General features: G+C 63.9%; 19 protein-coding genes. 4 read left to right on the top strand and 15 right to left on the bottom strand.

Going from position 1 to position 22,848, the window contains the following annotated elements; all coding sequences use genetic code 11:
- Positions 1-123: 123 nt before the first annotated feature.
- The gene (locus ACFVJ3_RS21400) at positions 124-789 is read right to left on the bottom strand and encodes a TetR/AcrR family transcriptional regulator (RefSeq protein WP_378453927.1); all 666 of its coding nucleotides are present in this window, start codon (positions 787-789) and stop codon (positions 124-126) included.
- A 45-nt stretch (positions 790-834) separates the two neighbouring features.
- Here ACFVJ3_RS21400 and ACFVJ3_RS21395 point away from each other — a divergent pair, with 45 nt between their 5' ends.
- On the top strand, positions 835-1,629 hold the full coding sequence (locus tag ACFVJ3_RS21395) for an SDR family NAD(P)-dependent oxidoreductase (protein ID WP_378454003.1): 795 nt from the start codon (positions 835-837) through the stop codon (positions 1,627-1,629).
- Positions 1,630-1,688: 59 nt separating this feature from the next.
- Here ACFVJ3_RS21395 and ACFVJ3_RS21390 read toward each other — a convergent pair whose 3' ends face one another.
- From ACFVJ3_RS21390 to ACFVJ3_RS21375, 4 genes are all read right to left on the bottom strand, one after another.
- Entirely contained in the window at positions 1,689-2,441 is a 753-nt protein-coding gene (locus ACFVJ3_RS21390) for an alpha/beta fold hydrolase (protein ID WP_378453926.1), read from the bottom strand.
- On the bottom strand, positions 2,438-4,021 hold the full coding sequence (locus tag ACFVJ3_RS21385; RefSeq protein WP_378453925.1) for an AMP-binding protein: 1,584 nt from the start codon (positions 4,019-4,021) through the stop codon (positions 2,438-2,440). The genes ACFVJ3_RS21390 and ACFVJ3_RS21385 overlap by 4 nt, the downstream gene beginning before the upstream one ends.
- On the bottom strand, positions 4,018-5,520 hold the full coding sequence (locus ACFVJ3_RS21380) for an aldehyde dehydrogenase family protein (RefSeq protein ID WP_378453924.1): 1,503 nt from the start codon (positions 5,518-5,520) through the stop codon (positions 4,018-4,020). The genes ACFVJ3_RS21385 and ACFVJ3_RS21380 overlap by 4 nt, the downstream gene beginning before the upstream one ends.
- Before the next feature lie 72 nt (positions 5,521-5,592).
- Positions 5,593-6,429, bottom strand: coding sequence for a mycofactocin-coupled SDR family oxidoreductase (locus tag ACFVJ3_RS21375; RefSeq protein WP_378453923.1), 837 nt, complete (start codon positions 6,427-6,429; stop codon positions 5,593-5,595).
- A 453-nt stretch (positions 6,430-6,882) separates the two neighbouring features.
- Here ACFVJ3_RS21375 and ACFVJ3_RS21370 point away from each other — a divergent pair, with 453 nt between their 5' ends.
- A complete protein-coding gene (locus tag ACFVJ3_RS21370) occupies positions 6,883-7,674 on the top strand; it encodes an SDR family NAD(P)-dependent oxidoreductase (RefSeq protein ID WP_378453922.1) in 792 nt (263 codons plus the stop codon).
- A gap of 28 nt (positions 7,675-7,702) precedes the next feature.
- Here the strand turns inward: ACFVJ3_RS21370 and ACFVJ3_RS21365 are convergent, their stop codons facing one another.
- The 3 genes from ACFVJ3_RS21365 to ACFVJ3_RS21355 form a co-directional block, all read right to left on the bottom strand.
- Positions 7,703-9,238, bottom strand: coding sequence for an ABC transporter substrate-binding protein (locus ACFVJ3_RS21365; protein WP_378453921.1), 1,536 nt, complete (start codon positions 9,236-9,238; stop codon positions 7,703-7,705).
- 215 nt (positions 9,239-9,453) lie between these two features.
- Entirely contained in the window at positions 9,454-10,731 is a 1,278-nt protein-coding gene (locus tag ACFVJ3_RS21360) for an acyl-CoA dehydrogenase family protein (RefSeq protein ID WP_378453920.1), read from the bottom strand.
- 36 nt (positions 10,732-10,767) lie between these two features.
- Entirely contained in the window at positions 10,768-11,844 is a 1,077-nt protein-coding gene (locus ACFVJ3_RS21355; RefSeq protein ID WP_378453919.1) for a phosphotransferase family protein, read from the bottom strand.
- A gap of 127 nt (positions 11,845-11,971) precedes the next feature.
- On the opposite strand from ACFVJ3_RS21355, the gene ACFVJ3_RS21350 reads away from it, so the two are divergent.
- Complete coding sequence (locus tag ACFVJ3_RS21350) at positions 11,972-12,970, top strand: NADPH:quinone oxidoreductase family protein (RefSeq protein WP_378454002.1); 999 nt, start codon at positions 11,972-11,974, stop codon at positions 12,968-12,970.
- Positions 12,970-13,881: a LysR family transcriptional regulator gene (locus ACFVJ3_RS21345; RefSeq protein WP_378453918.1), complete on the top strand. Its 912-nt coding sequence runs from the start codon at positions 12,970-12,972 to the stop codon at positions 13,879-13,881. The genes ACFVJ3_RS21350 and ACFVJ3_RS21345 overlap by 1 nt, the downstream gene beginning before the upstream one ends.
- Before the next feature lie 43 nt (positions 13,882-13,924).
- Here ACFVJ3_RS21345 and ACFVJ3_RS21340 read toward each other — a convergent pair whose 3' ends face one another.
- The 7 genes from ACFVJ3_RS21340 to ACFVJ3_RS21310 all read right to left on the bottom strand — a co-directional run bounded on the left by ACFVJ3_RS21340 (position 13,925) and on the right by ACFVJ3_RS21310 (position 22,844).
- A complete protein-coding gene (locus ACFVJ3_RS21340; protein ID WP_378453917.1) occupies positions 13,925-15,151 on the bottom strand; it encodes an amidohydrolase family protein in 1,227 nt (408 codons plus the stop codon).
- Between the two features lie 216 nt (positions 15,152-15,367).
- The gene (locus ACFVJ3_RS21335) at positions 15,368-16,942 is read right to left on the bottom strand and encodes an ABC transporter substrate-binding protein (protein WP_378453916.1); all 1,575 of its coding nucleotides are present in this window, start codon (positions 16,940-16,942) and stop codon (positions 15,368-15,370) included.
- Between the two features lie 125 nt (positions 16,943-17,067).
- Positions 17,068-18,648: an ABC transporter substrate-binding protein gene (locus ACFVJ3_RS21330; protein WP_378453915.1), complete on the bottom strand. Its 1,581-nt coding sequence runs from the start codon at positions 18,646-18,648 to the stop codon at positions 17,068-17,070.
- A 382-nt stretch (positions 18,649-19,030) separates the two neighbouring features.
- Positions 19,031-19,981, bottom strand: a complete 951-nt coding sequence (locus ACFVJ3_RS21325; protein WP_378453914.1) for an ABC transporter permease — start codon at positions 19,979-19,981, stop codon at positions 19,031-19,033.
- Positions 19,982-20,087: 106 nt separating this feature from the next.
- Positions 20,088-20,918 carry an ATP-binding cassette domain-containing protein gene (locus ACFVJ3_RS21320; protein ID WP_378453913.1) on the bottom strand — a complete coding sequence of 277 codons (831 nt, stop codon included), beginning with the start codon at positions 20,916-20,918 and terminating at the stop codon, positions 20,088-20,090.
- Entirely contained in the window at positions 20,915-21,964 is a 1,050-nt protein-coding gene (locus ACFVJ3_RS21315; protein ID WP_378453912.1) for an ABC transporter ATP-binding protein, read from the bottom strand. Before ACFVJ3_RS21315 ends, ACFVJ3_RS21320 begins: the two co-directional genes overlap by 4 nt.
- The gene (locus ACFVJ3_RS21310) at positions 21,957-22,844 is read right to left on the bottom strand and encodes an ABC transporter permease (RefSeq protein WP_378453911.1); all 888 of its coding nucleotides are present in this window, start codon (positions 22,842-22,844) and stop codon (positions 21,957-21,959) included. The genes ACFVJ3_RS21315 and ACFVJ3_RS21310 overlap by 8 nt, the downstream gene beginning before the upstream one ends.
- Positions 22,845-22,848 lie beyond the last annotated feature (4 nt).

Here is a 22,848-nt window from a genome sequence, read left to right as displayed (position 1 = left end):
GAATGCACGGGAGCGACGACACGTTCGGCCGGTGAATGAAGGACACCGGATGGGAGTTCACTCACCACCGGTTCTCCTAACCTCGGCGATCAGGCGTCACGTGTCAACCGGCCGAACGTCCCGCTATCGGTCCCGGTTGTTCGCATTCAGCCCGCCGAGGACGAACCGCCCGATCCCCTCGATCTCCTCGGGAGAGGGCGCGGTCGATGTCCAGAGGTGGCGGCGCATCGCCCCGAGCACCAGGTCGGAGATGCAGGCACCCTCGAGAACCGGGTCGGATCCGAGTGCCTCCAACGGGGACGCGAGCAGACTCGTCACCGGCTTCAGCAGTTCGTCCTGACCGCCGTCCTCCTGACTCGACGATCCGGCCTTCTCGAGGTGCTCGAGCACGGAACGACTTGTCTGCGCAGCATCGCTGTGACTGACCTGTCGTAGGACTCCGCGCGTCCACACGAGAATCTGCTCGTGCGGATCATCGACACCAGCCATGCGTGCGGTGATGTAGTCGGCCACGCGGTGGACACCCTTCTCGAGGACAGCGAGGATCAGGTCGTCCTTGCTCGGAAAGGATCGATACAGAGTCTGATTCGAAATTCCCGCGGCCGCGACGATCGCTGACACGGAAGGCATTGCAGGCGCGGACTTCTCGATCAGCTCCAGCGTCACCTCGAGCAGACGCTCGATCTCGTCCTCGGCCGACTGGCGCTGACGTGCGGTTCGTCGCGCAGCCGCTTGTGCGGCGCGACTGACCCCTGCCCGTGACTGCGACTCTGATGTATCGTTCTGCATATCGAGTAATCCGATTCTGTTTTGAGGAGACGTATGGCTTCCAGTATGGACGACACCCCTGTTCACACGAAGGGAGACCTTCCGTCCCCGTTCGACTTGTTCAGCCTCGAGGGCAAGGTCGCGCTGGTCACCGGTGGTAGTCGCGGCATGGGCCGGCAAATGAGTGTGGCGTTCGCACGAGCCGGGGCGGACGTCGTCGTCGCGAGCCGCAATCTCGAGAAGTGCGAGGAGGTCGCGGACGAGATCAGGTCGACGACCGGGCGGGACGCCCTCGCCTACAGCTGCCACATGGGTCGATGGGACGAGATCGAAGGCTTGGTCGACGCCACGTACGCGAGGTTCGGCAAGGTGGACGTCCTGGTGAACAACGCCGGGATGTCGCCCGTGTACGACAAGGTCACCGACGTCACCGAGAAGATGTACGACAGTGTCCTCAACCTCAACCTCAAAGGCCCCTTCCGACTGACCCAGCTGGTGGGAACCCGCATGAAGGAACGCGGCTCGGGAAGTGTCATCAACGTCAGCAGCACCGGATCGCTGCGACCCATGGGCTCGATCATTCCCTACGCCGCCGCCAAGAACGGGCTCAACGCAATGACCGAGGGTTACGCCGAACTGCTCGGACCCGAAGTCCGGGTGAACACGTTGATGCCCGGCCAGTATCTGACCGACATCGCCGCAGCCTGGGACATGGAGCACACGAACAGAATGGCCTCGCGCCTGCATCTCGAGCGGATCGGGAATCCCGCCGAAATAGTCGGTGCGGCACTCTTCCTCGCCAGCGACGCGTCCAGCTACACGTCCGGAACTATCGTCCGGTCCGACGGCGGCATCCCCTGATCCTCCGGATACGCAGGTGCACCGAGGCGTTTCCCCGGTGCTCCTGCGCATCGCTCGGATCAGACGAGGCGATCGATCAGGATCTTCGCGAGGATCTCCGGTTCACTCACCATCACGTCGTGACAGGTGTCGATCTCGACGATCTCGTCGGCTCCCCCGAGATTGTCGACATGTTGCCGCTGCTGGTCGGGCGGCACCGCCCGATCCTGCAGTGTCAGTACCCAGGTCCGCGGAATCGACGGCGGCATGTCGCTGCGATCGACTTTCTGCGTGGCGAGGAGGTTGCTCTCCGGGCACATGCACCGCACGACGAAATCCGTCTGTTCTTCGGTCATCCCGTTACAGAACAGCGATTCCACCGTCTCGCGGGGAAAGGGAGGCGACTCCGCCGGAGCGTCGACGCGCTCCCGGATGTCCTCCTGAAGCTCACCCATCAGGTCATCGAGGATCGACATTCCGTCCGGTGGTGCCGCAGCGGCCACGAAGACCATCCGGCGGACACGCTCCTTCCCCAACGCCGCGGCCACTCCAGGCATCGTGACGCCGCCCATCGAATGCGCGACAAGTACCACCTCGGAAAATCCGGCCGCATCGATGTCGGCCACCACCGAGCGAACACACTCGGCGATACCGACCTCGGACAGGGCGGCGGGCTTCGACCCCCGGCCCGGTAGGTCCACGGCCAGTACCGTCACATCCGGTCGGAGCTCACTCAGCACTGTGACGGTGGGGTCCCAGCACTCTCTCGTGTGCTGCCCGCCGTGGATCAGTACCACCGCATCGTTCACTGCAGTCTGCTTCACGGCTGTCATGTCCAGACCCTTTCCATCAGAACGCGTTTGAGTAGCTTTCCGGCCGGAGTCCGCGGTAGGGACTCCTCGAAGGTCACCGATCTCGGGCACTTGAAGGACGCAAGTTCCCTTCGGCAGAATTCGAGGAGCTCACGCTCCAACTCCGCGTCGCCCGCAACGCCGCTGTCGAGTTGCACGAAGGCTTCGACCCGCTGGCCGTATTCCTCATCCGGAGCACCGATCACCGCGACATCGAACACTGCGGGGTGCTCGGCCAGCCGAGCCTCGATTTCGGCGGGGTAGATGTTCACTCCCCCGGAAATGATGAGATCGGTGCGTCTGCCGTCGAGGTACAGGTAGCCGTCCTCGTCCAGGTAGCCCAGATCACCGAGCGTCGCGCGCCCTTCCGCGTCGAAGACACCCGCGGTCGTCTCCGGTGAATGGTGGTAGCTGAAACTCGGGGCATGGTCGAACCAGATGGTTCCCCGCTCGTACGGGGCCACGGGCGCGTGGTCCTCGCCGAGCACCGATATGGTTCCGGGTGCCGGCCGACCCACGGAACCGGGATGCGCGAGCCACTCGTCCGGCGTGATGAGGACCATGCCGATGTTCTCACTGCCGCCGTAGAACTCGTAGAGCACCGGCCCCCACCACTCCATCATTGCGCGCTTCACAGGCACCGAACAGGGAGCGCCGGCATGAATCGCCAACCGGATCGACGAGACGTCGTAGCGCCGCCGAACGTCCTCGGGCAAACGCAGGAAGCGAACGAACATGGTGGGAACCATGCTGGTGTGCGTGACACCGAATTCATCGACGATCCGAAGACTCTCCTCGGCGTCGAACTTCTCGGTCAGAACCAGCATTCCGCCCCACCTGACCACGGACGTGCAGGTCTGCAACGGATACGCGTGATAGAGCGGAGCCGAGTTCAACCACACCGAGTCCTGGTCGAACCCCCACGTCAGCGGGAAGTTGGCGGTCAACGGATCGCCCTGCTCGAACGACACGTCGGGCATTTCCCGAAGAATTCCGTTGGGTTTTCCGGTGGTCCCCGAGGAGTAGAACATGAAGGTGCCCTGGCGCACCGCCCTATCAGCGCTGGGTGTTGCTCCGGCGGCTGGCCCGGATTCCTCGCCGTCGTACAGGCGCTCGTACCCGTCCCGGACTTCGCCGACAATCTGCACCGCCTCCACTGCGGGCGACGCACCCGCCGCCTCGGCCACCAGATCAGCAAACCGGTCGCTGGCGACGATCAGCCGGGCGTCCGAGTCGGAAATGACGTGAACGGCTTCCGCCCGCGTCAGGTGGACGTTCACCGCGACCAACCGGACGCCGCACCGCAACGCCGCGATCGCGACGACGACATAGTCGGTGCGGTTCTCCATGACAACGGCGACGCGATCCCCGGGTGAGATGCCCTTCGAGATCCAGTCCCGTTCCAGCCAGCGTGATTTCGCAGCGAGTTCGCCGTAGGTCAGCGTCTGGCCGCCGGGCACGACCACCGCCGGGCGCGAGGGGTCGCGGTCCGCCCACCAGTCGGGTGTGCACACAGGTTCTCGGACCGTCGACGGTTCCGCCGTCGGAGAGCCCCCTGTCACGCTGTCGCCGGTATGCCGATGGTCTTGCTCTCGAGGAACTCCTCGAAGCCTTCGACGCCGTGCTCCCGTCCCAGACCGCTGTGGCGATACCCACCGAACGGGACGTCGTCGGCGAGGAACGCAGCACCGTTCACGGAAATCGTGCCGGTCCGGACCCTCCTGGCCACGTCTGTCGCATGGGCGACATCGCCGCCGAACACCGAGCCGGACAGGCCGTACAACGAGTTGTTCGCGATATCGATCGCCTCGTCCTCGGTCTCGTAGGGAATCACGACGAGTACCGGACCGAAGATTTCCTCCTGAGCGATCCGCGCATCGGGGGCGACATCCGCAATGAGCGTCGGATTTACGAAGAAGCCGCGATCGTGGTTCTCCGCTCGGCCCCCTCCGAAGATGATCCGCCCCTCGGTCCTGCCGAGTTCGATGTACCCGAGCACACGTTCGAGCTGAACCGCATTGATCACCGGGCCGATGAATGTCGACGGGTCTTTCGGATCCCCGGGCACCATCGCGGACATGACCGCCTGGGCGACCTGCAGCCCCTCGTCGTAGCGAGAACGCGGAAGCAACAGACGCGTGGTCAGTGCGCAGCCCTGACCGGCGTGCGAGCAGACCGAACCGGCGACCAGCCCGATGGCTGCCTGCATGTCTGCATCTTCGAGAACGATTGCAGCGGACTTGCCGCCGAGTTCGAGAAGGGTGCGCTTCACCGTCGGTGCGCCGGCGGCAAGGATCTTGCGTCCCGTGGCCGTCGACCCGGTGAACGTGACGACGTCTACCCGCGGATCCGTGGTGAGCGCCTCACCGACGGCGTTGTCGGACGAGGTAACGACGTTGAGCACGCCGGCGGGCATGTCAGTGTACTCGGCGGCGAGCTTTCCGATCATCGTCGCGGACCACGGGGTGTCGGGTGCGGGTTTGAGCACCACCGTGCACCCGGCTGCGAGTGCGGCGGACAGCTTGACCATGTTCAGGAAGAACGGATAGTTCCAGGCGGTGATCGCCGCGACCACTCCGGCCGCTTCCTTTCGGACCAGCGGCGCTGTCGAGGTGCCCAGCGCTACGCGGGTGGGGAACTGCTTCTCGTATTCGTAGGTGTCGGCGAGATCCGCCATCCACCGCAGCGATTCGATGCCGGGACCGACTTGCATCATGTCGTGAAGGGCCATGGGAGCGCCCGCCTCGGCCGTGACGACCTCGCCGAGTTCCACTCGGCGCTCGTCCATCGCGTCGGCGAGCTGCCGCAGCACCCGGCTTCGCAGGGACGAGTTCGTCGACCAGTCGGTCGTGTCGAATGCGCGGCGCGCGGCGCTCACGGCGCGATCGGCGTCCTCCGTCGATCCATCTGCGGTGACACCGAGAACGTGCTCCGTTGCGGGATCGATGTTGTCGAACACCCGGCCGGACAGGGCGTCGACCAACTCACCGCCGATCAGCATCCGCGGTTCGGCGAGCGACAACGTCGGTGCGCTCATCGGTGCGTTGACTGAAGATCCCATGACGTACTTCCTTCGTGTGGGGCCGCGACGCCGTCGCAGCACGATTGCCGATGGCGAAGTCGAGCGTGCGAATCAGAGTCCGAGAGCCAGTCCAGCACCGGCATCCACCCGCACTTCCTGGCCCGTGACGAAGCGGGATTCGTCCGAGGCGAGGTAGACCACGAGGCTCGAGATGTCGGCAGGTTCCACCCACGGCGTCGGGATGGGATGCATGCTCGCGAAACCGTCTTTGACGTCGTCGAGAGTGGGATTGTCGAGGTCGTCGCGGAACATCTTGTACATCGGGGGGCTCTGCAACATATCAGTGTTGCAATTGGACGGATGAATCGTGTTGGCCCGGATGCCCCTGGCTGCCAGCAGATGTGCCACGGTGCGTACGTATTGCGGGATCATCCGTTTGGCAAGTCCGTACCCGGTTCCTCCCGGGCTGGTCAGACCGGCAGGCATGAGGGCCGCGAGCGAACCGGTGGCGATGATCGAGCCGCCGTCACGCAGGTGTGGCAGGGCACCGTGGATCGAGTTCACGACCCCGAGGAAGTCGACGTCGAACGAGTCGACGAAACCCTGCATCGGGATGTCTTTGCCGAGCGGACAGATTCCGGCGTTCGCGACGACGATGTCGAGACCACCCAGTTCCGCAACGGCTGACGCCAGAGCCTTCTCCAGTCCGACACGGTCACGCACGTCCACCTTCGCCGACACGACGCGCCGACCTTCGGCTTCCACCAGCTTGACCGTGTGCGCGAGATCTTCCTCGGTCGACAGCGGGTACTCGTTCGTCTCGATGTCCTCACACAGATCGAAGGCGATGATGTCGGCGCCTTCCTGAGCAAGATTCAGAGCATGGCTTCGTCCCTGCCCGCGCGCTGCTCCGGTGACAAAAGCGATCTTGCCTTCAACTCGGTTCACGACTCTCCTCGATTGACGTTTCGGGTGAAGATGCTCGCCTCGACAGCGTCTGATGGCACGCAGGTGCGGCGGAGATCGGACATCCTGTTCATCGGACGCAGCTCCCGACAGTGCACCCATCGCGCCCATGCAGTTTCGATTCCGAAAGAAACGAACATCGAACTCTGAAGGGGATCAGCATCTGACACAACGCACATTATTGTGACGCCGTTCACATGTCAATGGTGCGTCCGAAGCCCCACCTGGGCAGACTCGCCGATGTCGACAACCCGAAGCTCCTCGGGGACACAACGGCGATCCCGCCGCTCACTCGATGCGGAACCTCGCCGACAGGCCCGCGCGGATCCCGAACCGATCCCCGACCCGACAGGGCAGTCTCCTCTGGGGCCGAATTATTCTGACGATAGTGTCATCAACGGAAGGTTGGGCTCACATCAAGGAAGCGTGGAACACATGGATCTTCTCGTTCGCAACAAGGGCTATCTCGTCGTCGGTGGAACTGCAGGGATGGGGCTCGCGTCGGCCCGCGCACTCGCCGGCGACGGTGCCTCGATCGTTGTGGTCGGGCGCGACGCAGCACGAGCCGAACACGCAGCCGCCGCGATTCGCGAAGCCGGCGCCGCACGTGCGTACGGACTGTCGTTCGACGTCGGCGTCGCCGGCCAGGCCGAAGAGGCCGTGGCAGAGGCCGTCGAACTCCTCGGCCGCCTGGACGGGGTTGCAGTGACCACCGGCATCCTCGGGAAGGAGCCGATCGAATCACCCGAGGAGATGTGGATCGGGGCTCTCCGCGACGTCGTGCTGGGCACGACGCGGACGGTCGAGGCCGCACTCCCCCATCTCACCTCCACCCGAGGCACGATCGTGACGACGGCGGCATACTCGGTGCGCTCTCCCGACCTCGTGCGGCTGCCGTACGCATCACTGAAAGGTTCCGTCGCGGTGTTAACCAAGGGGATCGCGAAGGCGTATGGCAGCAAGGGCATTCGCGCGAACTGCATCTGCCCGGGGGCCATCGAGACGGACGCGTTGCGGGCGATCCGTGCCCACGTGGCGGAGGAACGGGGATACCCGTACGAGGAAGCTCTGGAACGGGTGATGGTGGAGGAGTGGGGCCTCGAGGCGGCGCTGGGCAGGCCCGGACAGCCCGACGAGGTCGGCGAACTCGTTGCGTTTCTCCTGTCACCGCGCGCCGGCTATATGACCGGTGCCTTGGTGAACATCGACGGCGGCACGGACTTCTGACACCGCCCGGCCGCCGCCGACCCTTACATCACTCCGCGAAATGGACGTGCCGGAGTTCGAACGGGCCACCGACGAACGGTGGGGTCATCTCGTCGAATCCCACGACTCCCGGCGTGTGCAGGTACTGAGTTGCCGGCGCGCAGATGAATACTTCCAGCGCTTGCTCGGACGCGACTCGGGACGCCTGCTCCAGCAGTGCGGTACGGGTTCGGTCACCAGGTTCGTATGCAAGCGCTGACCGGATCGTCTGCGCGAAACCGTCGGGGAGCGGGCCCTGCTGGCTCCGGTCCAGGTAGCGGTCGCGAAGGGTGAAGCCCGGTTCGGGGTTTCCCGCCATGCTGTACTGCCAGGCGTCGACGTCGCCCGATTCCCATCTCGGCAGCGCTTCACCGAAATCGGAGTTCTCGAAGTCGATCTTCACACCGACCGCCTGCAACTGCGCCTGGATGCCGACAGACAGTTGAGCGTGCGCGCCGGTCGTCAACGCCTTGATCTCCAGGCCGTCGGTGTAACCGGCCTCGGCCAGCAGGGCCCGCGCCTTGTCGGGGTCGTGACGATATCCGAATCCGTCCTCGGACACATGGCCGTCGACTCCCTCCTGGAGCGGCTGCGACGTCGGAGCGCACTGTCCGTTCATCAGAGAATCGTTCAACGCGTCCCGGTCGATCGCATAGTTGAGCGCCTGACGGACGCGGGGATCGCGCAGCGGTCCGCGATCGGAGTTGAGATAGATGGTGTACCAGGACGTCCGCCCCGAGGTGGACAAGGTGAAGTCGCCCGACTCGGCCATCGCCGTCGCATCCCGGTACTGGCTCATCCGCGAGAGCGCGGCGTCGATCTGACCACTGCGAAGCGCATTCATGCGCGCGTTGTCATCCACGATCCCACGGATCTCGACCTTGGGAATCACGTAGGTGTCCGGGTTCCAGTAGTCGTGCACCCTCGTGAACGTTGCCTTGTCCCCGACCGTCAGAGACGTCAGCTCGTACGGGCCCGACCCAGCGGGATGCGCACCCAGGTCGTCATCGACTGCCTTCGGATTGACGATCGATCCCAGAGTCGTCGCCAGAATGAACGGCAGATCGGTCGACGGCTCGTCGAGCGCGAACTGCACTGTGTAATCGCCTGGCGCACTGACGTCCTCGACCATGGTGAACTTGTCCTGAGCCGAAGACTGCGGGCGGTGCAGAGCCCGGTCCATACTCGCGACGACCGCCTTCGCATCGAGTGGCGTGCCGTCGTGGAACTTCACGTCGCGTCGGAGAGAGAACGTCAGCGTCCGGCCGTCGGCAGAATAGTCCCAGGACTCCGCCACACTCGGCACCACCGTGGGTACACCGTCGACCGGTTCGATTGCGGTCAGCCGGTCGTACAGGAGGTCGATGTACGGGTGAGCGCCGGCCGCACTCGGATTCATGTGCGGATCCATCGACGACGGTGGAATGAACCACGCCACCGTCAGTGAATCGGTCTGGCCCTCACTACCACCGGAGCCGCCACAGGCGGCCGCGACGAGGGTGGCGGCCGCGAGTGCCCCGATCTTGATCACACGAGACGAAGCCATGAAGATCTCCGATCAGATGCCGAGATCCGGCGAGAATGTTCCCGGGGATCAGCTGAATGGCGGAATTTTCACGCCGTTCAGAAAGCTAGTGCTCCAGCTCACATCTGTCAAAGCCGCGGAGCCTCGGGCACGGCAGGCCCCCAATCGAATTCACTCGACCGCGGACACAGGAAAGGGAGCGCGGACATGCGGCTCCACGCTCCCCAGGTCGGCGGTCAGACGATGCCGAGCTTGTCCTTCGCTGCTTCGAGCTTCGACGGGATGTGGTCGGTCGGCCAGAGCCCATCGGTGGACCGGTGGTCCTTGAGCACAGCCCTCGCCACCTGGCGCAGGTGAACCTCGGTCGGACCGTCCACGAGGCCCATCACCGGCGCCGTGACCCACATCTTGGCCAACGGAGTGTCCTGGGTGACACCGAGGGCGCCATGTACCTGGATCGAGCGCTGGACGATGTCGTGGAGGACCTTGGGGGTAAGGAACTTGATCGCGCTGATGTCCTTGCGGCACAGCGAGTAGTCCTTGGTCTTGTCGATCAACCACGCCGTGCGAAGAACGAACAGCCGGAACTGCTCCAGTTCCGCATATGATTCGGCGATGTAGTTCTGCACGGTCTCGCGTTCGGACAATGCCTTCCCGCGGGTGGTGCGGCTCAGTGCCCGCTCGCACATCATGTCCAGTGCACGCTGCGCCAGTCCGACCGTGCGCATGGCGTGATGGACGCGACCACCGCCGAGACGGACCTGCGCCACCTCGAAAGCACGTCCCTCGTCACCGAGCAACGCGGTGTGGGGAACACGGACGTTGTCGTAGTGGATGTAGGCTTCCGAGCCCTCGTCCGCCGGTTCGTGGATCAGTGCCAGGTTGCGCTCGATCGTCAGACCCGGAGAGTCGGTGGGAACGAGGAACATCGACATGCCCTTGTGCGGGCCGGCGTCCTTGTCCGTGTACGCCATGACGATGCAGAACGCCGCGTAGCGGGCGTTGGAGGAGAAGAACTTCCACCCGTTGATGATCCAGTCGTCACCGTCGCGGACGGCCGTCGTCTCGAAACCGGAGACGTCGGCGCCGCCCTGTGGTTCGGTCATCGAATAGCAGGAGAAGATCTCCCCGTCGAGCAACGGCTGGAGATAGGTCGCCTTCTGCTGCTCGGTGCCGAAGTGGGCGATGATCTCGGCGTTCCCGGTGTCAGGAGCCTGGGTCCCGAAGATGACCGGAGCCCAGGCGGAGCGGCCGAGGATTTCGTTGAGCAGGGCGAGTTTCAGCTGTCCGTACCCCTGCCCGCCGAGAGCAGGTTCGAGATGGCATGCCCACAGCTGCTGGTCGCGCACCTTCTGCTTGAGCGGATCCACGACTCGACGGTGCTCGTCGTCGAGTGGCTTGTAGTTGTCGTGCGGCCACACCAGATCGAGCGGCTCGACCTCGTCGCGCACGAACTGCGCGGTCCAGTCGAGTTTCTTCTGAAATTCAGGATCGGTTTCGAAATCCCAGGACATTCCCATTCCTCGATTCTTCGGTGCGACGTCGTTGCACTAGCGGAGCGACGTCGTCTTCGTCAGGTTTGCGGCGAACTGCATGAGCTCGAGCACGATCGGACCGAAACGGGCGACGCGGTCGTCCGCCTCACCCTTCGCGTGCCGGGCGACACTCGCCTCCAACACGATGGCCAGCTTGAACCGGGCGAGAATGACGTAGTAGTCCACGTCGGAGACGTCGCGTCCACTGACCGTCGCATAGTGCTCGAGCATGTCTTCACGGGACGGCATCCCGTCGTAGTTCAGATAGCGGGCATGCTGCATCGCATCCCCCTCGGGCGGCCACGCGACCAGCACCCAACCGAGATCGAGCAACGGGTCGCCAATCGTCGCCATTTCCCAGTCGATGATCGCCGCGAGCTCGGCCGGCGCACCGTGCCGATACATGACGTTCGCGAACTGGTAGTCACCGTGCATGATTCCGGGCTCGAAGGTCCGGGGCTGGTGGTTGCGGAGCCACGTTGCGGTCTCGTCCAGTCCTGGAATGTTGCGGAACTTGAACCCGGCCAGATGCGACAGCCAGCGATCCACCTGCCGGTCGAGGAAGCCGTCTGGCTTACCGAAGCCGTCGAGGCCCTGCGCCTTCCAGTCGACGCGCGCCATCTTCGCGGCGCCGTCGACGAGTTGGATCGCGAGTCCCGATCGGGCCTGCAGATCGGTGTCGAACGGCGCCGCCCACCCGCCGCCCATGGGGCTCCAGCCGTCCACCAGATCCATCAGGTAGAAGGGCGACCCGATGACAGACACGTCGTCGGTCGCGCCGCGCAGCTTGGCGTGCGGTACGTCGGTGCCCGCGAGTGCCCTGAGAAGTTGCGCCTCCCGCATGAGGACCTTCGCTCGGCCTTCGACTCCGTAACCGGGCGGACGCCGAAGCGCCATCTTCTCGCCCCCACGAAGGATCTCGAAGAGCTCGTTCTGCGATCCACCGGCCAGACTCCGGGCCTGCACCGGTTCGCCGGCTCCGGGGATCCCTTGGCCGTCCATCCATTTGCCGAGTGCTTCGACGTCGAGCGAGAGGGCGGGCCTGTCGTCGACCCGGTCCGCGACCGAGGTGCTGTCACTGTGATCTGCCATACTTGGAACATAATGACTGCTTTAGCAGAATGCAATTACTCTATTGAACATCTCCTGCATACTCCCTGCTGGAGACGCACGAATCCGCGAGAGGACACCGATGACTTCTACCGAAACTCCCACCGTGATGTCGGCAGCCCGCATCCACAGGATGGGAGATCCCGACGCGATAGGCATCGATTCCGTCGCCGTTCCGGCACCGGGACGGGGAGAAATCCTGGTTGCGGTGCGCGCGGCGGCCGTGAACTTTCCCGACACCCTGATGATCGCGGGGAAATATCAGGTTCAGGTGCCACTCCCCTTCGTCCCCGGGCATGAGGCGGCCGGCGTGGTGCACGCCGTGGGGCCGGACGTCACCGCCCCGGTTCCAGGCGACCGGGTGGCGGTCATCGCCCCGGGAGCATTCGCCGAGTACGTGGTCGCACCGGCCACCGCTGCGGTGCCGATCCCGGACACCGTCGGGTTCGACGAGGCCGCCGCTACCTGGGTGTGCCACCTGACCGCGTATCACGCGCTACGGTCGACAGCCGGGATCGCCTCGGGTGAGATGGTTCTCGTGTTAGGAGCCGGTGGCGGGATCGGGCTCGCCGCCGTCGAACTCGCCACCGTCCTCGGGGGCCGGGTCGTGGCTGCCGCATCGTCGGCAGACAAACTCGAGGCCGCTCGCGGCCGGGGCGCGGAATTCACGGTCGACTACTCCGGCACAGATCTGCGGACCGGAGTCCGAGAGGCGATCGGCTCGGGCTCGGTAGACATCGTCATCGACCCTGTGGGCGGCACGCTGTCCGAACAGGCACTGCGGGAGATGCGCTGGGGCGGGAGGTACGTCACCCTGGGTTACGCCAGCGGACACATTCCCCAGATCCCGCTGAACCTGGTGCTGCTCAAGGGCGTCGACGTTCGCGGCCTCGAAATTCGTACGTTCGCCTGCCACGACCCCGGCCGTGCAGAACGAGACCGCGCGGAGTTCACGGCCTTGTGGGCGTCGGGCCGGATCCGGCCCGTCATCGGCGCCCGGTATCCCCTCAACCAGGTGAGCGCAGCACTGCATACCGTCGCTGCGGGGCGGTCCCTCGGCAAGACGGTGATAGAAATGGCCCCCTCGCCCCACACCGAGGACTACTGATGGAAATCCAGCAACTCCGATGCCTCGTCGCGGTAGCGGAACACGGTTCGTTCACCAAAGCGGCCGCAGCCGTGCATCTCACCCAGCCGTCGCTCTCGCATGCTGTCGCGAAGCTCGAATCCGAACTTCGGATGCAGCTCTTCCACCGATCCTCCCGCGGTGTGACATTCACACCCGCCGGTCACTCGATCCTCGAGCCCGCGCGGCGGGTACTTTCGGCGCTGGACGACATCGACGCCACTGTGTCGTCATTGCGCGGCATGACAGAGGGAACGGTGCGGGTGGTGAGCACCCGCTCCTTCACTGCCTCGATCGCAGACGTGGTGTCGGAATTCTGCCGCCAATTCCCGCAGATGAAGGTCACGATGGGTGCGCCGAGAACGGAATCGGAGGTTCACGCACTCGTGGCATCGGGTGACTGCGACATCGCCTTCGCACGAGTGGACCGCACACCCCTGGAGCTCTCGGCCGCTGTACTCGACGTGGAGTCGCTCGCGGTCATCGTTCCACGCTTCCACGATCCCTACCCGGACGCCTCCGACATCACCTGGTCCCAGGCCGCCCGACTTCCGCTGATAGTGCCGCCGGTCGGCAATCAGGCGCGTCTTGCGCTCGATCGCGTGTTCGCTGCGCACGATGCCCGGATGACGGTCGCGGTGGAGAACGAGGACTACGAGTCGACCCTGGAGATGGTGCGCGCCGGTGTCGGAGCCTGTCTCGGCACCCAGGGGGTGTCCCGGCTGCCGGACGGAGCGCGGATGAAGACCATCGTTCCCGTGAGCGAAACCAAGATCGGCCTTCTTTGCCGGCCGGGAGCGCTCGCCCCCGCAGTCTCGGCTTTCAGAACGATTGCACTGCAGTTTTTTCCCCGCCAGAACCAGGTACGGCCGCCGATGGCGGCGAACAGCTGAGCTCCCCCGCGGTCAAGCGGGGGAGCTCGATGACATCGACGTGTCAGGCTGTCTCGGCCCTGGGAAAGTTGTAGAGCCTGCGGGCGTTCAGTTCGACGATCTTGTGCGCTTCGTCGTCGGGAACATCCTGGAGCAGTTTCGTGGTGTACTGCCGGCTGTTGGGCCAGTTCGAATCCGAGTGCGGGTAGTCGCACTCCCAGGTGATGTTGTCGATACCGATCTGGTGGCGACGGGCGACACCCTCGAAGTCGTCGATGAAGCAGCCGTACATGTGCTCGCGGAACAGATCCGACGGACGCACTTCCTTGTTCACGTTCTGGTACCAGCGGTGCTTCTCCCACGTCAGGTCGATCCGCTCGAGCAGGTACGGCATCCACCCAATACCACCCTCGGACAGCGCCACCTTCAAATTCGGGAACTTGTAGAACACCGGCGAGAACAACAGGTCCGCGGTCGCGTCCATCGAGTTGGTGCCGAAGAGGGCAATCATGACCGCCATCGGCGCCTCGGGAGAGGTGATCGGCGCCTTACCCGACGAGCCGAAGTGCATGCACAGCGGCATCTTCGTCTCCTCCGCGGCACGGAAGACCGGATCCCAGAAATCGGTGTAGAACGACGGCAACCCCAAACCGACGGTGTTCTCGGGGAACGTGATCGCCTTCGCGCCCTTCGCCGCGCACCGGTAGATCTCCTTGGCCGCCTCCTGCGGATCCCACAGCGGCAAAATGATCAGCGGAATGAAGCGATCGGGATTGGACGCTGCCCATTCATCGAGGTGAAAGTCGTTCCACGCCTTCACCGACAGCAGAGCCAACTCCCGGTCCTTCCCTTCCAGAAACACGGTGCCGGCGAAACGTGGGAAGGATGGGAAGCACAACGCTGCCTGCACGCCGTCGATGTCCATGTCGGCCACCCGCGCTTTCGGGTCGTAACACCCCGGCAGCATGTCCGAGTAGCGCGTGGGATCCATCCCGTACTCCTGCGGCTTCTTGCCCGCCACCGCATTGAGACCGATGTTCGGATAAATCCGGCCCTCATACGACCAGACCTCGGCGAGCTTCTTCTTCTTGGGCGCAGTGTCTCCCTGGCGGGCCGTGTCGAGCAGCAGCGCCGACAATCCCTCGTCGCCATGGCTCTGGCTCATGTCCATCTCGACGATCCGCGGGCCCTGCTCGTGGAACTTCTTGGGCAACCGATCGGTCCACACGGTAGGCGGCTCGATCAGATGGTCGTCCACCGAGATCAAATGCATATGGTCCTGAAGCGGCACAGCGACTCCCTAGGTGAATGGGATGACGGGTCCTGGTCGTGACGTCATCCGGATAGTCAGTGATCTATCTGACACCATGTCATCGTAGTGAGATGGGTCACCAGCGTCAATCGTCGCAGCAGATTTGAAGCGATTGCCATGATCTTTGGCAACGCAGAGGAGATCGACAGCTCACAGGAATGCGAAATTCTTGCAGTTTCTGACATTCGGTGCGAATCACGACGTCGTCTTGCCCGCATAGCGCACATCGAAGATGCTCGTGAAATCCGCTTGCCCGAGAGTGTCCATGCCGACCGTCGAGTTCGAGTACGCGACGATCGTCGGTACCCCACAAATGAAGACGTCGTATGCCTCGTCGGCAGCGATGCCGGAGGCGCGGCGCAACAGCTCGGTTCGCTCGCCGTCATCGAGCCGCGGGTCGAGCGACTGCAGCACCGTGTCGGAGAACTGGGCCGACGGCGGGCTGGGGAAGCGGTAGTCGGCCATGTAGTTCAGCATCAGCGACTGGCCGGGAATCGGATACGCCAACCTCGAGTTCAAGAGCCCATAGTCGCCCTGACGGAATGTCGACTGTGCATCGACAGCCGGAATGGGCAATAACTGGGCGTCGACGCCGATGTCACGAAGTTGCGCCTGAACCGACGTCGCCATCTCCTGTTGCGGCGACGCACCCGCGACATAGATCACGCGCAGGGACAGGTTCTCCGGCGCCCCCGCCTCCTTCAGCAGAGCCTTCGCCTTGGCCGGATCGTACGTATAGAGGGCGGTCCTGCTGTCGTCGTGGCCGTCCACGCCTTCGGGAAGCGGTTGCGACAGTGGTGCACACTTTCCGTTGAGCAGAGCCGAATTGATACCCTCGCGGTCGATGGCATAGTTCAATGCCTGCCGGACCTTCGCGTTCTCGAGTCCGGGCGTGCCGATGTCGAGTTGGACGGCGTACGACTGGACGGTCGGATACTCGTGTATCTCGAACCCCGAACCCCCGGTGACGGCACGGATCTCGTCGTATTGGTCCGGGTCGACCTTGATGGCATCGACTTGTCCGGAACGGAACGCATTGAGCCGTGAATTGTCGTCAGCCATTCCGATCAGCTCGAGCCGCTGAGGCTTCTGCGCGTCCGGATCCCAGTAGCCGTCGTAACGCACGTACGTCACACGATCACCGGGACGCACCTGATCGAAGCGGTACGGTCCCGAACCGGCGTCCGTTCGGCCGATGTCGAGTCCCGCATCGAGGGCCTCCACATTCACGATCGCCGCCTCGGTCGTCGACAGCACGGCGGGGAGATCGAGCGCCGGTCGACTGGTCGAGATCCGCACTGTGTTCCCGTCGACGGCGTCCACACCGGTCACCATGTCGAATCGGCTCGCCACCTTCGATTTCTGCGGATCACGCGCGCGGGCAAGGCTCGCGACGACAGCCTGGGCGTCCACCGGCGTACCGTCGTGGAACGTTACGTCGTCCCGGAGCGTGAAATCGACCGACTTTCCGTCGTCTGCGAACGTCCACGATTCGGCAACCATCGGTGCGATCGTCGGACCACTGACAGCTTGGGTCAGCCGGTCGTAGACCGGAGACAGAAACGGAAAATCGATCTGATAGTTGCCCGATTGGTGGGGATCGAGATTGTTCGGGACGACGTTTCCGGCCACCCGCAGGGTCGCCGTGCGATCGACCTCGCCTTGTGCCCCGTGCTCGCCGGTCGCGGTCCCACACGAGACCACGACGCCTGCGGCCAGCACAGCGAACGCCACCGGGTATCGACGGCGACGAGAACTTCTACCGAACATGAATGCGCTCCATTTCCTTGGAATCGAGGCAGATACCGACCCGCGCCGCACAGAACGAGGGGCGTCGCCCCGGAACCACGCCCGGCCAACGCCCCTCGCCCGACAACACCCTGAAGAGAACAGGGTCAGGAGGTCTTGCCCAGGTACCGCGTGTCGAGGATTCCGCTGAAGTCCGCCTGCCCGATGGTGTCGACACCAACGACCTTGTCGGTGTATGCGGCCTGCGTCGGAATACCACAGATGAACATGTCGTATGCGTTCTCCGAGGCGATACCCGATGCCTCCGAGTACAGCTGGGTGCGTTCGCCGTCAGGGGTGTTCGGGTCCAGCGAGCGGTTCACCGCATCCGTGAACTCCTGCGAAGGTGCCGTCGGGAAGCGCAACGGAACCAGGTAGTTGGTTTGGAGCGACTGCGCGGGGGTCGGGTACGTCAGGCGCGGGTTCAGGAGTGAGTAGCTCCCCTCCCCCATCCTGGTCTGCGCATCGGCTGCGGGGAGCGGCATGATCTCGAGCCCCACCCCGACATCGGCCAACTGTGCCTGGATGGCGGTTGCCATCTCCTGCTGCGGTGACAGGCCCGACACCGTGATCAGTCGCAGCTTCAGATCTGCAGGCACGTTGGCTTCCTTCAGCAGCTGGCGCGCCTTGTCCGGATCGTAGGTGTACTTGCCGTCGACATCGGAGTTGTGGCCGTTGACGCCATCGGCGATCGGCTGCGAGATCGGCTGGCATTGGTCCTTCAGAAGCGCCGAGTTGATGCTCTCCCGGTCGATCGCGAAATTGAGAGCCTGCCGTACTCGCGGGTCGGTGAGACCCTGCTGTCCGATGTCGAGTTGCACTGCGTAGTACTGCGACACGGGGAAGGTGTGCATCTGGTACTGCGGCTGTCGCAGCAGGGTCTGCAGCTCGTCGGTCTGGCCGGCTTTCGCGAGCATGACGTCGATCTGACCGCTTCGGAAGGCATTGAGCCGTGCGTTGTCGTCGCTGATACCGATGATCTCGAGATTGGCTGCCTTCTGCGCTTCCGGATCCCAGTAGCCGTCGAAACGCTTGTAGATGATGCGGTCGCCGCGTCGGACCTGCTCAGCCACGTAGGGTCCCGATCCCGCCGTCTCCACCGACAGGTCGACCCCACCGTCGATGGCGACCGGGTTGACGATGGCCGCCGTGGTTGTCGAGAGGATGGCCGGCAGGTCGGCTGCGGGCCTGCTGGTCGTGATCCGCACCGTGTTGTCGTTCACGGCCTGCACCGAGGTGATCACCGCGAGCGATCCTGCCGAACGCGCCCGTTGCGGGTCGCGAGCTCGGTCGAGGCTCTTCACCACGGCGGCGGCATTTACCGGGGTCCCGTCGTGAAACTTCGCGTCGGTGCGGAGAACGAAATCCGCACTGAGGCCGTCCGGGGCGAACTGCCAGGACTCCGCCAGCATGGGCTCGATCGCCGGCCCCGATACTGCTTGCGTCAGCCGATCATAGACCGGGGCAAGGTAACTGAAATCAACCTGATAGTTGCTGGACTGGTGGGGATCGAGATTGTTGGGAGCCAGCGTCCACGCCATCTTCAACGTCGCGTTCCGGTCTACCTCACCACCGCTCACAGCCCCCGCGGTCGACCCACCGCCGCCGCAGGCGGACGCGACCGCTGCCACCGTGACCGCCATCACCAGCATCTTGATGCCGGAGGAAACTCCGCTACGGATCTTCATACCCACACGCCCATTTCTCACCTTGATCGGTACGTCATGTCCACAAAACTCGCCTGCATGGCGCCAAGAGTCCTTCGCAGAGAATCGGAAGGAATCGCGAATGGCCGAGACCCATCGATGGTCGACCCGTCCGACACGGCGCTCACGGTCATTTCGACTCACTGCGCGTGCCTTGGCGTGCGTGGCCAATACTAGTGACCGTGATCACATACTGCAAGAGGCGCAACAACTTTCGCTATGAAAGCTTCGGATGAAGCCCATCGAAGTCTTCTATGGGCTTCGCTCCACACCGGCGAACACACCCGAGAGGGCTGCCGGCAGACAGCCGACAGCCCTCTCGGGTAGTGCAGATGCAGCCGAAACATGCTTCGGCACAGCACTTTTACTTGCGAATCTTCGGATTGAGGTAACCGTACGACATGTCGACCAGGAGATTGCAGACCAGCACCACCAGCGCGCTGATGATGACCACACCCTGAACGACGGGGAGATCGCGCTGCACGACCGCGGTGTACCCGAGCATCCCCAAACCCGATATCGCGAAGACGAATTCGACGGTCACCGCGCCGCCCAGGATGCGCCCCATCTGCATACCGAGCACCGTGACGATCGAGACGGACGCGTTCTTCATGGTGTGCTTCCACAGGACTCCACGCTCGGCGAGCCCCTTGGCGCGCGCGGTGCGCACGTAGTCCTTGTTCATCGCATCGACGATGGAACCTCGTGTCTGACGCGCGAGCTCCGCCGCGGACACCGCAGCCAGTGCGAGCGCCGGAAGGATCAGATGGCGCGACCATTCGACGATCCCGCCTTCCGCGATCGTCACATACCCGGTCGCGGGGAGCCAGGCGCGAGTGATCGCGAACGTGATCACCAGAACCAGGCCCAGGACGAACGGGGGGACCGACATGAGGAGCGCCGCCAGGGTCGTCACCGCGCGGTCGACGACGGACCCCTGGCGCACGGCAGCCCACACGCCCAGAGGGATTCCGATGACCACGGTGAGCACGATGGCCCACAACGCGAGTGAGCCGGTGATCCAGATCCGCTCCATCAGCGCATCGGTCACGGGCTGGCCACTGTAGAGGGAGGTACCGAGATCTCCGGTGAGAGCATGAGCGACCCACTCGACATAGCGAACAACCATGGGCGCGTCGAGATTCAGGTTCTGGCGCACCTGCTCGATCTGATCCGCACTGGCGCCTTCACCCGCGATCCGAGCCGCCGGGTCCGTGCCCCGGTTCGCCAACTCGAGCAGCGCGAACGAGAGAAACGCCACCAACAACAACAGGGGTACCGCCGCTACGACGCGACTGACGACGAGCTTGAGCATGAAACCCGACTCCTCACTAGACGAAATATGTGGTCAGGTGTCGGACGTGCCCACGTGGCAGAAGTCGGCGACACCGGTGAAATCGGTTGTCTGGTGATCCCGTGGTTCATGCCTGGACAACCAGGGTTCGCTTCGCGGCACGCTTGCGCGGATTCATCACCGGGATTGCCGACAGCAGTTCCTTCGTATACGGATCCTTCGGATCCTCGAAGATCTGCTCGGTAGTGCCCGACTCGACGACCTCGCCGCGTCGCATCACGGTGACATCGTGGGCGAACATCTTCACCAGAGCCAGGTCGTGGGAAATGAACAGGTAACTGATCTGCCGTTCCTGCTGCAGATCCTGCAGGAGATTGAGTACCTGGGCCTGGATCGAGACATCGAGTGCCGCTACGGGTTCGTCGCACACGATCAGCTCCGGCTCAGTGGCCAGCGCGCGCGCGATGGCGATGCGCTGCAACTGGCCTCCGGAGAACTCGTGTGGGTACTTCTCGAGTTGGTCCATGCGGAGCCCTACCCGCTCGAGCAGTTCCGCAACCCGCTCGTCACGAGCGCTCCCCCGCAGCTTCGTGTGCAAGGTGAGCGGTTCCGCCACAGACTGGCCGATCAACATTCGGGGATCCAACGAGTTGAACGGATCCTGGAAGATCATCGTCGCCCGCCGGCGAAGCCTGCGCACCTCCTTCGCCGACATCGTCATGATGTCGTCTCCGAACAACTTGACGGAACCCGTGTCGGGCGTCGCCAGTCGTAGTGCCATCCGGCCGATCGTGGACTTGCCGGCACCGCTCTCGCCGACGATCGCCCGGGTCCGACCCTTCTCCAATGTGAACGACACGTCCTTGACGGCGTGGGTGTGTTCCGTCGGGATGCCCAGAAGATTCCGCTTCTTGACGAAGGACTTGACGAGGCTGTCGATTTCGAGGATCGGACTCATTCCTTGATTCCTTCCAAGCGCAACACATCGGACCGGACGCAGCGCACCAGGTGATGATCGGGACCCTCGAGCGGGACAGTGCCCTCATCGCACTGCCCCGCCGCGGCGTATCCGCATCGGGGGTGGAACCTGCACCCGTTCGGCCAATTCCAGGCTGCGGGCACGGTTCCCGGAATCGCGAAGAGTCGCTCGGCTCGCACCTGAGCGTCCGGAGTCGACGCCAGTAGTCCCTCGGTGTAGGGATGCTCGGGCTCGTAGAAGAGTTTCTCGGCGACCGTCGTCTCCATTACCTGGCCACCGTAGAGGACAGCGACCCGGTCGCACGTCTGCGCGACCACACCGAGGTCGTGCGTGATGAACAGGACGCCGAGCCCCATCCGCTCCTGAAGCTCCGTGAGAAGGTCGAGCACCTGAGCCTGGACCGTGACATCCAGTGCCGTCGTCGGTTCGTCCGCGATGAGGACGACCGGCTCGCAAGCGACGGCCATCGCCAGCATCACACGCTGACACATACCACCGCTGAATTGGTGCGGATATTCGTGCGCACGTTTCTCCGGATCTGGAATACCGACCAGATCCAGCATCTCGACGGCACGGTCCCAGGACTCTTTGCGCCCGACGTCCGTCTTGTGCCTGCGCACCACCTCGGCGATCTGATCGCCGACGGTGAAGGCGGGGTTGAGGGATCGGCGCGGTTCCTGGAAGATCATGCCGATCGTCTTGCCACGGAGGTCGTTCATCTCACGGTTGGACAGGCCGATGAGCTCTCGGCCCTCCAGGCGGACCGAGCCGGTGATCCGAACCTTGGGTCCGGAGAGCAGCCCCATGATCGCCAACGACGTGACCGTCTTGCCCGAACCGGACTCTCCCACCAGTCCGAGCGTCTCACCTCTGCGCAACACGAGGTCGAGATGATCGACCACACGGGACCATCCGTGCTCAGTCTTGAAATCGATGCACAGGTCCGTGACTTCCAGGACTCTCTGCCCGAGGTCGACGTGATCGGCGACCGCCTCGTCTTCCGCCAGTAGTGTCTTGTCAGCCATTTGCTCCACGCCCTTCGAAAGCATCACGCATACCGTCACCGAACGTCGACAAAGCCAGCACCGTCAGCACGATCGCGGCGGTGGGCACGATCATGAAGCTGGGCGAGACGCTCACGTTCTGGAACGCGTCCTGGAGCATGGATCCCCAGCTGGCCTGAGGTGACTCGACACCGAGTCCGAGGAAGCTCAGGCTCGCCTCGACAATGATGACGATTCCGGCACCGAACGTCACCTGGATCATCAGGGCAGAGCTCGCGTTCGGAAGAACGTGCCGCCACAGCAACCGAAAGTTCGAGCACCCGACGCTTCGGCAGGCCTCGATGTAGGACTCGCCTGCCACGGCCTGCGCCTCGGACCGCGCGATGCGAAACAGTCTCGGCGCCAGCAGCATTCCGACGGCGATCATGGCGTTCGTCAGTCCGGGACCGAGCACACCGACCACCGCCAGAGCAAGGATCAGCGGAGGCAGCGCGAGCAGTGCTTCGGCGATACGACTGAGCACTGCGTCCACCGGACCGCCCACCAGTCCGGCGAGAAGTCCGAACGGGATACCGATGATCGCCGCCAGCGCCATTGCCTGGACGATTGCGAGTACGGCGACCTGGGTTGCGTCGACCATGCGGCTGAAGACGTCACGTCCGTAACCGTCGGTGCCGAACCAATGTTCACCGCTCGGCCCCTGCAGACGCGCACTGAGTGCCTGCGCGTTGGGGTCGTGAGTCATCAGGACGGAACCGAATACTGCGACCAGCACGAGCAGGACGAGAAAGGCGAGCGACACCATGGCCGCCCGATTGGAACGGAGCGCACGCCATTTTCGGCCGCCACGCAGCCGTTTGGACCACGTGCCGCGGGAAGTGGTGGATTCTGCGGTAGTCATCTCG

The organism is Rhodococcus sp. NPDC127593, from assembly GCF_042671975.1.
Lineage (GTDB): Bacteria > Actinomycetota > Actinomycetes > Mycobacteriales > Mycobacteriaceae > Rhodococcus_F.
This window is presented reverse-complemented; position numbering and strand designations above follow the sequence as displayed.